Genomic DNA, 15,309 nt, shown 5'->3' on the forward strand with positions numbered 1-15,309 from the left:
ACCGGAATTCGAAGAGCGTCGACAGAGTTCTGCGGGGGGCCCGCGACGAAACCCGCCGCCTCATGAATCAAGCTTTCTACCAATGCTTTTTCATCGACGAAGGCCCATTAGCGAGAGGCGGTTGACCCTGCCGACGTACGGACCGGGTACGGTCGATCCGAAGGTCGGAGGCCTACGAGTTTGGTGCAGACGGCGTCGGACACAAGCCACCGATCAGCCGAGTCGCGACATTGTGGAACCAACGTCCTGAGATTCCACACCTAGTCATCGCTGGCGTCGGAATCGCCGGATTCAGCCATGACGTTGCCGACGAGCGCGGGCACATTGATCGAATCGGATGACGGCCGTGCTCGGCCCTCTGCATAGGCCAAGCGCGCGGCCGCGAGGTCAGCGAGGCGTACTGCCTGGATCACGATGACGCGCCGAAGCCCGGCCGAAACCTCACCACGTTCGTGGGCGACTGCAGCCACGCGGGCCAGTGTCTCGGCTCGGCGCGCGATACGAACATCGGGGTGTTCGCGATCCTCTCGCAAGTCCTTGGGGACGAGATCGAAGCGGTACGGCTCGGGCAGGTCGACGATTTCCGAGACCGGCGGGATCTTCTCGTTGAGGATCGCTTTGTACTTGGAGTTCTGAATCGCATGCACGTACGCCGAGTACTCGATAGCGTCCACTTGGGCGCGACGATCCTTGGGCGGCACCTGACGCAGGTGCTCGACTGCGTACAGCTCCATCTCGGCGACTTCGAATGGGTCGAGTATGCGGTAGGCCAGAGTGTCCGACCGTTGCCCGCGGAGGTGCCGACCAATGCGGGTGGCGAAGTCCTCAGTGGTTTGCCCGACATAGATCGGCTCGCGGTCGTAGTCGTAGAAGGCGTATGCGCCAATGCATTTGCCCAGCTTCACGCCGCTCACGTCATCCACCGTGTCGAGGGCATTCGACAGCTTCTCGCGGAACTCCCGCACGAAACGGGTCGGCATGGACTTCTTGGTCGGCGGCTTCTTGTCCGGGTCGTTATAGCTAGCTACGCCTCGACTACCCATTTACTCCCGCCTCACCGCTTGTAGATACACGAACGAGCCCGCTAGGGGCCAACGGCCTCCCGGCGGACTCGGTTAACCATCCGACAGCCGACACGGCAATGGCATCGCCGAAGGCGAATTCGTCCTGGCTGGCCGGCAATCGATAAAACTTGTGGACCTCGATACTCATACGCGCGCCGTACTCGTGGTGGTCACTCGCTGAACGCTGACTTTGCCTTCCGCTGCAGGGGTGTCGGCCTGCCTGGATGAGCCGCCGCCGACGGTGCCCATGCAGCCAGGTACGCCATCGGGCCGCATCTCCTGCGCGGCGATGTCCTCCCGTGTCCAGCGGTCAACAGTGCGCGATTGGTAACGGTGGGCCGGACTGCGCAGCCGGTCGAACCAGTCGCGGTGCATTGGCGATATGGACTCGACCGCCCTGACCGTGTCGTCGGAACTAGTCTCAAACACGGGCTTGCGCAATCCTTCCCACCCCAAGGTCATCCACGGAATCATACTTCCTCGCAAGGGGATCGGAGATGCGTGCTCCGGGTCGAACGACCCGGTAGCCGCACTCCAGGACTTCGCGGCGCGCGTCGAACAACGCGTTGGCCGATGCGCTTCTGTTTCCTCACCGATGGTTATTGAACTGGCCAGCCACCTGTGAAACGGTGGGCCGGCCTCTGAGACAGCACAACTAGGTCGCGGTCGAATCCTCAGACGTCTCAGCCACCGCTGCAGCCTGATTCTGTGTGACATGCTCGAAAAGAAGGGCTCGTTCGGCGTTCTCTACGAGCTGGTCGTAGGTGATGACTTCGATTCGACTTAGTGCGGCGCTGTATTGGCGAAGAGTGCGTGTGACCACCTCGCGAGGTGTGACAGCATCTGGCCGACCGTGATCGGAGCGACCGAGAACTACGGTCGCGAAAACCCGGCTCATATCGTAGGTCTGGCCCAGCTCGTTGCTGAACGCCGCCGAGTTTTGTAGCCCTTGCTCGTCGAAACTTCGGAGATAGTTCATCGCCTGTGCGACGGCCTCATGAACCATCGGCCCCGCAATCCAATGATTGCGATGAAACACGATGAGCCTCTTGATATTCGGGCCCTTCAGTTCAACGATGTGGAGCGTGCGGTCAGAACCAAGTAACGGGATATCTGTTTGGTCCAGCAATGTGAATGATCGCCGTTCAGCAACGCCGACGTACCGGCCGCCGAAGATCCAGTACGCATTGCCGATCAGTTTCTGGACGTCTGTCTCCGTGCTGGTCGGATCATTGATCAATTCCCGCAGCTTGGCGACAAGCTCTCGCCGCTGGTCAACCACTGCGGCCTGGGCCGCCGACATACCAGCGGCGCTGCTTGCAAGTAGCGAGATGACCTGGTTCGCGTTGGGGTGACGAACCATGGCGTCGGCCAACGACTGCGGGTCGATGCCACTGTCTTCGATCAATTCCAGCAAGCGCGAGCTTGGATCATCGCTGCCAGCTGGCCCACTGCTGTCGTTCGAGGCGTTACCCTCGGATTCCAAGGGCACCGACGCGAAATAGTCACGAAACCGCTGAATCCAGAACTCTTCAACACTGTCGAGATCAACCGGGCCCGCCGTGTGCAACGTGTTCAGCATGTCGACATAGTCGCGCATCATGCGAACGGTGCCGCGGGACGTTCGACCGCCCTCTGTGGGCAGTTCGCGGTTTATGCCATGACTGGCTAGCAATCGTGGCACGCGTCTCCCTCCAAGGCGTGACACTTGGCCGCCACCCGGGGTGAGCAAGGCATCTGGGTTGAGAGGGAAGCCCAGTTCGCGAGCACGGTCGGTCACAAGGAGACCCACCGCTAGTGCGCTTATGCCAGTGAACTCGTGCTTTTCTGTGAAGGTTGTGAGCTCAGCTTCCAGAACATCGTTCGTCACGCGGATAGTCTCGCAGCCACGTCCGACAAACTCCCGGCAGAATTCCGGTGCGGATCGGGTTTTGAGCGTCTACCTGGGAATACTCGCCACCAATGCTGCCCGCCGGGGCCGACTCGCTGTGCGGCCGAAGGCGAGGGACCTGAGTTGGTCCAGCGGCTATACGAGTCGTTGTTGCTCGAACCCGGTTGATGACCATCGCTGCCGGAATGCCTGCAGGGCAAGGAAACCCAGCGATCCGCGCGCCGACATAACCTGTCATGGCTGTCTTGAACTCGTCGCTGACGAGGATCGGCCGCCGACAACGGGACTGTTCCGGATCAGCAAGGAAAGCTGGTTGAGCATCGCTAGGTCTCGTGTCTGGCATTCCCAGAAGGTCAGGACTTTCCAGCCCCGCGCTTCCAGTTCGGTTTGTCGGCGTTCATCGCGGGCAACGTTGCCGTCCAGCTTGCGAGACCAGTAATCAGTGTTCGATGCTGGCCTGGTCGCTGCTCGACAGTAGGGATGCTGATGCCAGAAGCATCCGTGTACGAACAGAGCCAGCCGACGGCTGGGGAAGACTACGTCAGGCTTCCCTGGAAGCCGTCGATCATGCAGCCGGTATCGCAGCCCGGCTGCATGGAGATAACGGCGCACAATCATCTCGGGACCTGTGTTTACCGAGCGCACTGCTCGCATCGTGCGAGAGTGTTGCTCTGGTGTTTCCTTCACCGGATAAAATTGGCCTCAAACACAGGCGGGAACCTTTTCGTCTCCATATTTGATTTCGAGCTGGGACTGTGTCGCTTTAGCTCCGGCCCTTCTGATATCAGTCGAGATGGGTGGCTCAAGCAACGGCTCAAGGACATTCTCGGCCAAGAAATGAACGACGTCGACAACTACTCCGTCTCCGGCGAGGTGGTACGCATCGTTGTATTTATCAGGAAGGATATAGTCGTCCCTTAGGCCCATCAAGCGCGCTGCTTCCCGAGTGGAGAGCAGGCGAGAACGCACTCGATTACCATTTTCATCGATGACCAAAATTGTCTGCCTACTGGAGCCGCCGCCTGGCGTGCGAAGGCAGCCAGCGATGTCGTCGAAGCGAACCTCGGCACGTTGAACCTTCTCGCGGAGCGGCTTGCCGTCCTTATCTTTTTTGCCAGTGAATGGACCTTCAGGCCGCATTCTTTTATAGATTGTTCCGACTACCGTATCGCCAGTCGCCTTGGCGCGTAGCTTTGCATCTTCAACTTTCTTTTTATTCCCGGCGTTCATCAGTTCCTCACTGAGTAGCCGTTCAGTTACCGCATCATCGTGCCAGTCGACGCTGGCCGGGTCATCAGGCTCGATTACATCCGCCAAAGTCTGGTATTTCGTCCTACGCGAAGGCGGCTCGGGGAGGTTCCACCAAACCCAAGCATCCTCTTTCCTCGTCGCCTCGGACCCGGCCAGGAGGCGACCATGCGCGGCGACCAGCGAGACAGGGTGCCAGCGAGTCGGGCGCTCCGAAACCAGCCCATCGATCTGAAGCTCGCGGTGCGCCGCGATGATGAACAGCCGCGGACGTGATTGCGGAACCCAATGCACAGCATTGATCACAACCGCCCCGAAACGGTAGCCACTCTCGGCGAGCATGTTGCCGAGAGTCACGAAGTCCTGGCCTTTATTTGCGGTGAGCGCGCCGACAACGTTTTCGAGCACGACCAGCCGCGGTGCGCGTTGCTGCTCTCGCAACTCCTTGATCAGGTTCCAGAAGGAATGGACGGTTCCTGATCGTGCCCCCTTCAGCCCTGCCCCTGACCCTGCCAGGGATAGATCCTGGCAAGGAAACGACGCCCATGCGAGGTCCGCATGCCCGGTTGCGAGGTGTTCGTCGACGCTTAGTTTGGCAACATCCGCAACGACCATCGTGTCGCCTTCATCATCAGGCAGATTTGACTTGTAGCTCGCAGCCTTCTTTGCGTCAAAATCGTTGGCGAACAGGCACTCCCACTTGCCGCTCCTGGCGAGGCCCTCACGTGCCATACCGCCGCCGGCGAAGAATTCATAGAAGCTATGCACCTGTCTCCTCTTGTCTCGCGGCACCGGTCCTGCAGTTGCCTGTAGCCGTACAGTCGTTTAAATCCACGTGTCGCGTTCGACTTCTACGTCCTGTTGCGACGCGCTTCTGGCGCTGGAAACCACCACCTAGTCAGCAGCTTGCGGGCTCCTCCGCCAGCAAATTACAACGATGGGATTGTCGCATCGATTCCGGCGAACACGGTACCCCGCCCGCGCCGCGTTGCAGGTTCGAACCGGTGGTATCCGACGTGCCAGTCCGAACCCAACCACAAGGTCGCTGAGCTGCACGGATACTCCTCTCGTATCAACAACCGGTGAAGCTCTCGCTGCGTTGAGCGACATGAATCACTACGGGTTTGCGGTGCCACCCGGCTACGTTCCGGTCGGCTACTCAACCGTAGCCAGTCCTACCGACAGCAGCGGTCGCGTTGCTACGCCCCGCGCCGTCCTTAGCTCGGTGCAGCGGCGAATAGCGAGTTCTAGCAGGCAAGATGAGGCCATGCGGTCACCATAGGTGATTGATCTTCCGCTGCCCCGTCATCTCGGTCTCGGCCCGTTCGGCGGTGATGGTCCAGCACCTGGCGAGAGCTGATGGCCGCCTATCAGGATGCATGCGAATGGCCCGCTGGTGACATTGTCGAAAGGACTATGGCCCACAGGATTCGTCTGGGCCCTGCCTGAACTGCGCGAACGTCCGCTTCAGTGCATCATCGTGCGGGTCTGGGGCAGGGCGAACAACACGCCCACCCGGTACACGATGGAACCTGAAGCGCCCTAATGCGTCAGCGTAGATATGGACAGTATTGATCGATAGGCGCTCATTGACGCTGGCCTCGACCCCGAAGACCCGAACGTGTGGGAAGCGCAGCGCCGAGTCAGCGACATTCTGCGCTGCCATGGCATCTGGTTACAAAGCGAGTTCGTCGTTGGCAGATGTCGATAGAGTTTTCCTATGACGGACATACGTCGAGACCACGCGATGTTCGATTTCGGTCGTCTCTCAAGTCGCAGTCCTCGGATGGTTGTCTGTCCGAGCTCCGCGCTGGAGATTTCAGCTCTGATTCGGGAATCTGCGGGCGGGGGACCGGCGGATCTGCTGGCGCGTGGTTGTGGGCATTCCTCGCGAGGTGAGTCCCTGACGAGCGGTGTTTCTCTCGATCTCCGGGGGCTGGCCACCATCCATGACGTCACCGGTGACTGTGTCGTCGTGGATGCTGGGGCCAGTTGGCGCGAGGTTCTGAAGGCTACGCTGCCACTCCATCGCATGCCCCCAGTGCTAACCGATTACCTTGACCTGACCGTCGGCGGTACTCTCTCCGCCGCCGGGATCGGCGGGACGTCCCATATCCACGGCACGCAGGCGGCGAATGTAATCGAACTCGAAGCAGTTACGCGCGAGGGCGAGATCGTCGCCTGCTCGTCTACGTCGCGAAGCGATCTCTTTGACGCCTTGCGATCGGGCATGGGCCGCCACGGAGTCATCACCAAGGCGACCCTGCGTGTGATCGAAGCGCCTGAGCGTGTTCTGTCGTACCGGGCGGTGTACACGTCGGCCGCCGAATTGATTGCAGCGCAAGGTCGACTGGTGGCCGACCATATTTCCGGCCAGGTGAAATCGAGCGACTTCGAACTCAATGCGGTCGTCTACGACAAGGTCGACGGGCCACCGTCAGGTTTGTCGCCTGTCGATGCGGAGGAACTCGCTTTCATCGAATTCGCTGATCGTCTGAGCCCTGACGTGGAGAAGCTGATCGAACTGGGGGAGTGGGACCTTCCCCATCCCTGGGGCCAGGTCATCCTGCCTGCCGACCATGCCGCCGCGATCATCGAGGAGACAATGGCCGAAACGACGACGGCGGATCTGGGGTTCGGCGAAGTGGTCTTGATCAAACGGTTCCGTCCCGGACCGGTCCCCATGCTGCGTGCCCCGTCGGACGCGGTCTTGTTCGCGCTTCTACGCACAGCTTCGCCCGGTTGTCGTACGGTCGCAGAGATGTCGATGGCCAACGAACGTCTTTATCAGCGCGCGTCAGCCGTTGGCGGTGTCACGTATCCGCCTTCCGTGGTATCGAGCTGAATCGAGGGGGCAGTCCGGTTCGGGTACCGCGGGGCAGACCCCGTCGCTGTGATGCGGTGGTTGTGGGCGTCAGATGTTCTTCTGCGGTGTGAGATTCTGTGGTTTTCCGAGATAGAAGTGTGTCGGTTTGCCGTGGGTGAAGGCGACCCAGATGTTGCATTCGACTTGGGTGATTTCGCCGGTGGCCGGGTCTCGAAGCACTTGGTAGGAGTATGGCCGGTGGACGTCGGTGTGGCCTCGGTCGTAGATGGCGCGGTAGTCGGGGGACTGATCCAGGCACTTTCCCAGGATTGCTCGGGCCTCCCCGTTGTGAGGATTTGCTGCGGCTTGGCGCAGTGAGTTACCGAGCAACTCGGTCTCTAACTCCCATTCGACTAGCACTTCGCGAGCGATGGGGTCGAGCGTCGCCCACTCCAGCAGGTTGGTGCCAACGGTTATGCCTGGGAATGCATGCCTGTACTCCTTGTTGTTGGCAAGGATGTACAGCTGGGGCGTTCCGTAGGCCGCGAGCATCGGTGAGTAGATGTCCGGGTTCGGCGCGTCCGCGCTGCTCGAGCCGAGCGAGTCATTCGTCTCCGACTGTGAAGTCGCCGAGCGGGATTCGGGGACGCCGTGAACTGATTCGGCGGCGAGCTGCGCGAGGTGATGGCCTCTGCCCATGCGACGGTTGACGAACCCCAGTTCTGCGGCCGTACATTCGAACAGCGTCTCGAACTCGGCGACCAGCGTGTAAGGCCACATACATGATCCTCGCTCGAGGCGCGAGACAGTGTTCGCGGTAACCCCGGTCGTCTTACCGCGGGCCGCGGCGAGATCGGCGATAGCGCGAGCCACCTGATCCTGGGTCCATCCGCGTGCCAGGCGTTGATCGACCAGCTTGCGGTTTGGCTGGTGCCTTTCCGGATCACCACTGTCGAATCGTGGTGTACCGGGACCGCCCACGTCATCTTCTGCTCGTCTTGTTCCCATGGCATCTCCGTCGAATCTTGGTTACCCGATGCCGTGCGTGTGCTCTTCGTATATTACTCCAGCAAATACCTCGCACACTACCGATTCGTGAACGTCTATGCAGGTCAGCGGGCTGACGTCTCAATCGTTTGGGGCACTGCCCTTTGTGGGAAGGATTGAACTTTGCGGCTTTTGCCTAGTCTTTGGCCTAGGTTTCAGCCTTGCATTCCGCCGTTCTGAAACGGTGCTGCCGCTGGTCGAATGGAACGACAGCAAAGGGTTAGTCAACCCGGGACCGGCATGAGTAGGAGATGCGGCTATGACCACAGCGCAGGGACGCCCGAACATCACACGTTCTTCACACGGGGCTCGCGCGAACAGTGATCTCGCAACGCGCCCTATCGATTTGCCGTTGGCAACAGGCGGGTCAACCACGAGCCACCGCTTTCTTGTGGAATGTCTTGCGGGCGAGAGTCTTGAGCCCACAGTCATTCTCGACGGGGAAGGGCCGCATCGTTTTCACCGCCTGTTCAGAACCTTCAGGACGGCGGGGCTCGCGCACGTGGTGTCGAGGCCAGCTGATGCCGGACTGCACTTACTGACCAGAGCGATCGTCGAGCGGGAACGCTGTCACGGAGATCTGTACGATCGCGAGTCGGTTGGTTCCGCAACGGCTATCCCGATCGTCGGACCGTCAGGTGTCGTGCACGCTGTCCGCTTGGACATCGGCACGCACCAAGGCGATGTCGAGATGCCGGTTGTCCCTGTGGAATTCGATGCAGAGCTCATAGCTCGATTTGGCGTCCCGCACGGGTCCGTTCCGGCGTTGTTCGCGAGTTCGTCCACCTGGACTCTGCCAGCATTGTTAGAACAGGTCGTCTGGCTCGATAAGCGGCTGGAGCTCATCGCACTGTTCGACCCAGGCGATCCGGAGTCCCGGTGGTGCGGAAGTTTAGTGATCGAGGACTCCAACCCGACGAAACGACGTCATCTGTGGATGGCCGTGCGTTCGACCACTGACCGGCATGGGGAACGAGTTGCTCGCGGAATCATCGCCGACATAACTGACACAACGACGGCCCCGAGCCCGGATCCGTTCACAGAGCACTTGTCCACCCGCACACCCCGCGGGCACGGATCGGCATTGATGGATCTGCGAACGACGCTGATGCACTCGTTCTACTGCCGTGACGATCCACGAATGAGCTTCTGGCGCCACCGCAATCCACAAACGCATCCCGCGGATAGGTTCGCGCTCTTGCAGGTCTTGTCCGACCTCGAGCAGAACCGCCCGGCCCAGCTCGCCTTACGAATCCGATTCGAGGACGAGGATCCTTGGATAACGCTGCACGTGAACTGCACACCGCTCACCAACTACCCTCGGCCCCAAGCCAATATCGACTTTTGGATAGAACCCCCCAACTGACAAGCGGCTAATCCTGGCCGACCACGATCATCGACCAGGCATCCCGCTCCTTCCAGTTATCCGGCGATCCGAGATCAACCGGCGCCGATGTGCACGGCCTGCATCGCGATCTGCGGTACAGACCACCGCTCCACTTCGAGCGGTACGCCATCGGGCCTCGATCGCTGAAGTGTCTTCGAGGTCCACACCAAACCCAGGTGCGACCCGAGAGGCATGATCATGAAACTCCATCGACAACTGACCCAGCACCAACATCACGTCGTCAAAACTCCGCCCCCGGACCCAGGCAATGAACGCGAGAACAACGCGGCACGCGGTGCCTGCGGCCCCACGCTGCAGGATCGACGTAGCACTGTGGGCGACCGAATCCGCCCGGTGAGTGGGCTGCTGCGTTATCCGCAGCGATATGGCGATACGGACCCTCGCGGAAGGGCCCTTGAGCACGCTGAGGTCGCCACCAATTCATTTTCGGCCCTATACGTCACCAATGGCCTGCGGCGTGCCTTCGAAGAGAGTGCGAATCATGTTGCCGCCGTGGGGATATGGCTGACTTGGTTGCGGAACGGCGATGTCGTGGCATGGGAGTGGTGCCCGCGCTTGGATGTCGAAGTGCCGCAGAGGATTCGGGAGGATGCCGACGCAGTAGCGGTGATCGCGATTGCGCCACACCGCCTCGCTCGACCGATCATCGGTCGAGCTGTGGTCATCGGTGAATTTCTGGAGGCCAAGGGTTTTCGTGTCGAGGTCGTGCATGTGCGCGCGAGGTTGCGCGCAGGCGCACCATGGACCGCGTTGCGTGGAGGGGCGGTCGGCATCGTGCCCCCACCGCGGATCTCCACGCGGGCGGCGAGGCCGCCCTTCTCCGGCACCGCGCTGATCTCGCGCTCGGCGGCGGGTGCGTGCATGATGGTCGCGGCGCTACTGTTCACCGCGCCCGCTCCGGCCATGCCGCCCACAGGACAGCCAGGACTGATCGCCACGCCGCACCCGGGAGGACAGGCTGGTGTCACTGCGCCCCCGCGCGCACTTGCCCCGGCAGCCCCCGCTGCCCCTGCGGCATCGGTCGATGACCGGCCCTCGATCACGGTGGTGCCTGTCGAGCCGCTGTCGTATCCACAGGCAGCACAGCTGATTTCGGCAACACCGCCACCCCCGGCCCCGCGCGCATCCGCACATAGCGCTTCGCCGTCGTCGGGCGCGGGAGCGACCGCGCTCGGACCGGACATCGCTGCTGATCCCGATGTGGTGCGGGTGGGTTCGGTCGAGTTGACACGCCCGGAGTGGATGCCCGCGCTGATTGCTGACCGCGAACGCGACTGGAACGCTTTCCTGACCGACCGCGTCGCCACTGCCGCCGATCAGGCGGGGCTGACCGACCCGGCCATCGACGCCGCACTTGGTAGCGCCGGGGGCGAGCAGGCTCCGCTGCCACAGGAAGTGGTGCTGGCGCAGGTGGCCGCCGCTGATCCGCAGGCTCTGGTGCCCGCGATCACCAACGAGGTCGATGCGCTGATCAGCGACGTGGCCGCAGAAGTCCCTGACCTTTCCGCGCCGGTCGCCGATGTTCTCGGCGCACTGCTGCCTCAGTAACCGCCGACCCCAAGACAGCAGAAGGACTTGACCGGTAATGAACGAGATCCCTCTCGATGAGAACCCCGAACCCGAGGAAATCCTCCTCGACGCCCCCGAGCCTAAATCCGAGGCAGTGCAGACGCCGCTGCAAATCTGGCTACGAACTCATACCGCCGCCCCAAGCCAGGACAAGGAAACCGAGGCTCCGCTCGATCCCGCGCGGACGCGTCGGTGGCGGGTCGTCGCGGGTGGGGCGTGCGCTCTGGTACTCGCCGCTGTTGCGATCACTCTCGCTCCGCATCCACGCCCGCACACCACGCCTGCACCCGCCTCGCTGGTGGAGGCACCGGTGGTGAGTGACCATCCGGTGGAGTTGGTGAGCGGAACCTCCAGTGGCTGTGCGCATTCGGCGACCGAACAACAGTTACTCGCGGCCAGACAGGTACGCGATGGAGGGCAGGCGATCGCAGTATTCGAAGCCGCCTACTACCGACATCGCGACGGCGCGCGGGCACGGGCGCTGGTGGCGGGGTCGGCGGCAGTCGCGGACGCACCCGCGATCCAGGCCGGAATCGACTCGATCCCGGCCGGGACCACCTATTGCGCGCGCATCCGCCGACTCGACCTGGGCCTGTATGGAGTCGAGATCCACGAAATCCGCCCTGGCGAGCCCGAATCGATATGGCGGCAACAGATCTCGACCAGCGACCACGGCGGGCACACGGTGATCACCGCGATCACACAACTATGACCCGGTACTTGACCAAACCGATTGACCAACAGCAAATCCAGTAGTGGCACAACAGGTTACGCGGCCGGTGGGCCGGGGAGGATGGTGGTAGCGATGTTGATCGCAGTGGCAGGATTGCACCCGGCGGCCGGGGCGAGCACGACCGCACTGTTGCTGGCCGCCGCCTGGCCCACTGGGCAGCCGGTGATCGTGGCCGAAGCCGACCCGCGCGGCGGGCAGCTCGCCCGCCGCTGCGGCGGCGACCCCGCCCGAGGGCTGGCCAGCCTCACCACGGCGGCCGGCGAGTCCGGGGTGTACTCGCTGGCCGACCTCGCGGACCATCTGCAATGGCACCCCGCTGCCGTGGTCTATCTGGCCGCCCCCGCGCAACCCGACCCGCTCGCCGACGGCGCGTCGAGTGGGTTCGATCTCGGCAGGCTGGGGCGTATGGACGGGCCGACCGGGAAGCTGGTTGTCGTCGCTGACTGCGGTCTGGCCTCCCCGGACTCTCGCGCGGTGTCATTGCTCGATAGCGCCGATGTGCTGCTCGTTGTGGCCAACCAGCACCATCCAGGGCACGTGCTGGCGGCACGCGTGCGGGAACTCGCGGCCCGCTTCCCTAGATTGGCTCTCGTGCTGACCGGAGCATCGGTTCGGCCCGATGATCTGCATGCTCGCACTGCCGAACTCGGCGGCAGGGTGATCGGGTGGCTGCCGCCACCGCGCTCCGCGACTGAATACCGCACACCCGCCGTCGTGGATGCTCGCGATGTGGGTGCCTACGCGCACGCTCTCGCTACGGCCGTCCACGTTCGCGCTGGTGCCGGGTCGGTGTCCAGCCTGCCTGTAGTCCGATCGAGTTGGCTCGGCTCTCACCGCAGGCGGGGACTCGGGATGGCCTCGCCTCAGGTGTATGCGATCAGCGCGTGCCCCAGCGATATCCCCGCCCGCCAGCGGTTCACCACCGCGAGCGAATCGATGACGCCCCCGCCTCCGACGCCCCCGGTGGCGAGTCCCCCGGCGCAGCACCACGTCGATTCGGCCGTGGTGTCCGAGCGCACTTCTACTTCCAGTGCCCCGCACACGCCCGAATCCGCTCCGGCGGGACCGTACTTGGATGTGCGGCTGTTCGGGCCGCTGCGGATTATCTGGCGGCCTCAGCAGGGCATTGCAGGCCACGCAGGCTCCGAGGCAGTCGACGAGATCGAGATCACCGCGCGGCTGCAGCCCCGCAGCCGAGAGCTGCTGGTGTTGCTGGCGACTCACCCGCACGGGCTGACCCGCGCACAACTGGTCGATGCCCTGTGGGGACCACAGCGTCCGGCCCGGCCCGGCAACGCGGTCTGCACGACCCTGGCTCGGCTGCGCAACACTCTCGTCGAGATCACCGGCGGCACCGGCCAGCCGCTGCTGGAAACCAGCTCCGGTCGCCTGCGGCTCAACCCCGCCGCAGTTCGCGTCGACTATGTCGAGTTCGCCGAGGCTGCGGCGCGTCGCCGCCACAGCGGCGATGATGCCGAGCGCCGCAGTGCGTGCAGCCGGATACTCGAACTCGCCGCCGTCGGGCCGTTGGCCGCGGGCCTCGATACCGAATTCCTCGATCCAGTTCGCGAGAAAGTGCGCCGCGACGCAATTGCCAGTATCAGTATCCTCGCTTGCTCGATGATCGGGAAAGACCCCGAAGCAGCCTTGCGTCTGCTCGAATCCGCTATTGATATCGACCCGCACAATGAGAACTTCTATCGCGACATGCTGAGAATGTATGCCGACCTCGGACAACATTACGTGATCGGCAATACCGTGAATCTCCTCGAGCGCCGCCTTGCTGAAATAGGTGAGAAACCTAGTAAGCGCACACGAGAACTCGCCAAACAACTCGAAAACCGAGCTTCCTGAACATCTCGAGAACGCAGAGATGCTTCGATAAATCCAAAAACCGGCGAAGCGAGCGAAACCATACGTCGCCTTTTGCTGACGAAGAACAATCGGGGTCGTCGGACATCATCGGCCTCGCGCACGGCTGGCCCCGCGTGGCGATGGTGGCAATAATTAGTTCATGAAATCGGTTCCGGTTCGACAGGATGGAATCAGGGGCCGGGCATATTTCGAGATTCGCCATTTAATTGTATTGGAGGCTGCGCCCGATCGCGTCACGCTATATCGCCGCCGGAGTCTTTCGGAAGCCTTTTCGAAGCCTGTGCAACGCCTCGCGGAACGATCCTTTCGGTGGACCGAGGATCATTGTCGAATTCTAGAACTGATCGCCGTACCCTTGCGCTCTCACTTCCGGAGACGTGCGTGGCGATTCCGTGTGTCATTCCGTGTTGCTTTCGGTGCGCCAATCGGTGTTGCTACCTGGTCGCAACACCCCGCCCCTAGAGGAGCGCCTGGTCACGGCCTACTTCACGGCGGCCTGACCGCCCAGGGTCCTACCCCCGGCAGGAACAAAGAACCATGCGGGCGGGTAGCGGACCGGCCACCCGGCCTCGTTCCATGCCGCTCCGGCCCCCTTTGGTTATCCACCTGCTCCTCATCCGCATTCACTTATCAATGAATTCATTGACTATTTCGAACTTCCATTTCGCCGCGGACGGCCATCCGGGCGTGCGTCGAATTCGGTGCACTTTTCAGTGAATTGATGCCTTGACCTGGGCTTTGTCGCCGAAACTCGATCCGGAAATCGGGCAAATGGAGTTGTGTACCGTTTGGAATCGAGCTAATTTCGATTCGATCGTTGAATTCAACGAATTCCCCGCACTGCAATTCCGGCCCGGCCCGCGCCATATCCGCACCGGCCGAATCAATCAAAACGGAGGCGATTCAGATGAACACCGACACCACCGCGAACACCGCCGAACTGTTTGTTGCGCTGATCAGTTTCGTACCGCCCGCCAGTTTCCGCGCCGCCGGTCAATTCGAATCGTTCGACACCATGGACGCCGAACGGAAGTGGGCGGTCGAACAATTGCGCGCCGACGTCGGGTATTTCGGTTCGGCATGGAACTTCCGCGCCGATGTGGTCCGCGTGACCCGAGCCGATTTTGACGCCGACATGTGGGGCGTGGACAACGACAACACGGCCACCCGCGCCACCTGGAACAGCGAAACCGGAACGGTGGTGTGGCAGGACAACGGCCCGTTCGAATTCGGCGATTGGTCCGACGATTTCGACGCCGACGATTTCGACGACAACGACATGTGACCGCCCCGCGCCCGGGGCCGAACGGTCCCGGGCGCACCCCGCCCGCCCTGCCCCGCCCCCGGTTTCGTTTCGCATTCGAAGGAGTTTTCGTCATGACCGCCCCCGCCCCGGCCCCCACCGCCCCCGCTGCCGCCGTCCCTGCCCCCGGCGCGGGTGGCCGGTTGGGCAATGGCGAATTGCGCCGCATGGTGGCCGGTGTGCTGGCCGGTGACCCCGCCACCGAATTCAGCCCCCGGCAGATTTCGGTGATCACCGGCCGGTCATCGGGTGCCATCGGCAACGCGTTGGACGTGTTGACCCGCGACGGGCACGCCACCCGTACCCAGGACGCGCCGCGCCGCTACCGGGCCACCGCCACCACTGCCAGCGCCGCCGCCCCGGCC

12 protein-coding genes and 1 pseudogene are annotated in these 15,309 nt (G+C 62.4%); 7 read left to right on the top strand and 6 right to left on the bottom strand.

Annotation, left to right across the window (positions count from 1 at the left end; all coding sequences use genetic code 11):
* Nucleotides 1-260: 260 nt before the first annotated feature.
* The 5 genes from NA10_RS34285 to NA10_RS34300 form a co-directional block, all read right to left on the bottom strand.
* On the bottom strand, nt 261-1,043 hold the full coding sequence (locus tag NA10_RS34285) for a GIY-YIG nuclease family protein (protein ID WP_067574869.1): 783 nt from the start codon (nt 1,041-1,043) through the stop codon (nt 261-263).
* Nucleotides 1,044-1,208: 165 nt separating this feature from the next.
* Nucleotides 1,209-1,526: a hypothetical protein gene (locus tag NA10_RS34290; protein ID WP_157556967.1), complete on the bottom strand. Its 318-nt coding sequence runs from the start codon at nt 1,524-1,526 to the stop codon at nt 1,209-1,211.
* 193 nt (nt 1,527-1,719) lie between these two features.
* Nucleotides 1,720-2,934, bottom strand: a complete 1,215-nt coding sequence (locus NA10_RS34295; protein ID WP_084515674.1) for a Shedu anti-phage system protein SduA domain-containing protein — start codon at nt 2,932-2,934, stop codon at nt 1,720-1,722.
* 255 nt (nt 2,935-3,189) lie between these two features.
* Nucleotides 3,190-3,642 (bottom strand): very short patch repair endonuclease, encoded by a 453-nt coding sequence (locus tag NA10_RS39700; protein WP_084515675.1) that lies wholly within the window; start codon nt 3,640-3,642, stop codon nt 3,190-3,192.
* Nucleotides 3,643-3,657: 15 nt separating this feature from the next.
* Nucleotides 3,658-4,971: a DNA cytosine methyltransferase gene (locus NA10_RS34300; RefSeq protein ID WP_067574872.1), complete on the bottom strand. Its 1,314-nt coding sequence runs from the start codon at nt 4,969-4,971 to the stop codon at nt 3,658-3,660.
* A gap of 952 nt (nt 4,972-5,923) precedes the next feature.
* Between NA10_RS34300 and NA10_RS34305 the strand changes: the two genes are divergently transcribed.
* Nucleotides 5,924-7,048, top strand: coding sequence for an FAD-binding protein (locus NA10_RS34305; RefSeq protein ID WP_084515676.1), 1,125 nt, complete (start codon nt 5,924-5,926; stop codon nt 7,046-7,048).
* Nucleotides 7,049-7,117: 69 nt separating this feature from the next.
* Here the strand turns inward: NA10_RS34305 and NA10_RS34310 are convergent, their stop codons facing one another.
* Nucleotides 7,118-8,017, bottom strand: coding sequence for an MmyB family transcriptional regulator (locus NA10_RS34310; RefSeq protein ID WP_157556968.1), 900 nt, complete (start codon nt 8,015-8,017; stop codon nt 7,118-7,120).
* Between the two features lie 298 nt (nt 8,018-8,315).
* On the opposite strand from NA10_RS34310, the gene NA10_RS34315 reads away from it, so the two are divergent.
* The 6 genes and pseudogenes from NA10_RS34315 to NA10_RS34345 form a co-directional block, all read left to right on the top strand.
* Complete coding sequence (locus NA10_RS34315; protein ID WP_157556969.1) at nt 8,316-9,422, top strand: GAF domain-containing protein; 1,107 nt, start codon at nt 8,316-8,318, stop codon at nt 9,420-9,422.
* A 213-nt stretch (nt 9,423-9,635) separates the two neighbouring features.
* Nucleotides 9,636-11,012 (top strand): hypothetical protein, encoded by a 1,377-nt coding sequence (locus tag NA10_RS37380; RefSeq protein WP_157556970.1) that lies wholly within the window; start codon nt 9,636-9,638, stop codon nt 11,010-11,012.
* A 37-nt stretch (nt 11,013-11,049) separates the two neighbouring features.
* On the top strand, nt 11,050-11,745 hold the full coding sequence (locus tag NA10_RS34330; protein WP_067574877.1) for a DUF8176 domain-containing protein: 696 nt from the start codon (nt 11,050-11,052) through the stop codon (nt 11,743-11,745).
* A 93-nt stretch (nt 11,746-11,838) separates the two neighbouring features.
* Nucleotides 11,839-13,620, top strand: a complete 1,782-nt coding sequence (locus NA10_RS34335) for an AfsR/SARP family transcriptional regulator (RefSeq protein WP_067574878.1) — start codon at nt 11,839-11,841, stop codon at nt 13,618-13,620.
* A 928-nt stretch (nt 13,621-14,548) separates the two neighbouring features.
* Nucleotides 14,549-14,926 carry a hypothetical protein gene (locus NA10_RS34340; RefSeq protein WP_157556971.1) on the top strand — a complete coding sequence of 126 codons (378 nt, stop codon included), beginning with the start codon at nt 14,549-14,551 and terminating at the stop codon, nt 14,924-14,926.
* A 92-nt stretch (nt 14,927-15,018) separates the two neighbouring features.
* Nucleotides 15,019-15,309, top strand: a pseudogene (locus NA10_RS34345) (AAA family ATPase); the annotation flags it as partial.

It is taken from the genome of Nocardia acidivorans NBRC 108247, assembly GCF_001625085.1.
In the GTDB taxonomy this organism is placed as follows: domain Bacteria; phylum Actinomycetota; class Actinomycetes; order Mycobacteriales; family Mycobacteriaceae; genus Nocardia; species Nocardia acidivorans.

Excerpts from the sequence above, each read along its gene's own strand:
- NA10_RS34290 (WP_157556967.1), bottom strand. The coding sequence starts at position 1,526 with ATGACCTTGGGGTGGGAAGGATTGCGCAAGCCCGTGTTTGAGACTAGT.
- NA10_RS34330 (WP_067574877.1), top strand. The coding sequence starts at position 11,050 with ATGAACGAGATCCCTCTCGATGAGAACCCCGAACCCGAGGAAATCCTC.
- NA10_RS34340 (WP_157556971.1), top strand. The coding sequence starts at position 14,549 with ATGAACACCGACACCACCGCGAACACCGCCGAACTGTTTGTTGCGCTG.
- NA10_RS34310 (WP_157556968.1), bottom strand. The coding sequence starts at position 8,017 with ATGGGAACAAGACGAGCAGAAGATGACGTGGGCGGTCCCGGTACACCA.
- NA10_RS34285 (WP_067574869.1), bottom strand. The coding sequence starts at position 1,043 with ATGGGTAGTCGAGGCGTAGCTAGCTATAACGACCCGGACAAGAAGCCG.
- NA10_RS37380 (WP_157556970.1), top strand. The coding sequence starts at position 9,636 with ATGATCATGAAACTCCATCGACAACTGACCCAGCACCAACATCACGTC.
- NA10_RS34335 (WP_067574878.1), top strand. The coding sequence starts at position 11,839 with ATGTTGATCGCAGTGGCAGGATTGCACCCGGCGGCCGGGGCGAGCACG.
- NA10_RS34315 (WP_157556969.1), top strand. The coding sequence starts at position 8,316 with ATGACCACAGCGCAGGGACGCCCGAACATCACACGTTCTTCACACGGG.
- NA10_RS34305 (WP_084515676.1), top strand. The coding sequence starts at position 5,924 with ATGACGGACATACGTCGAGACCACGCGATGTTCGATTTCGGTCGTCTC.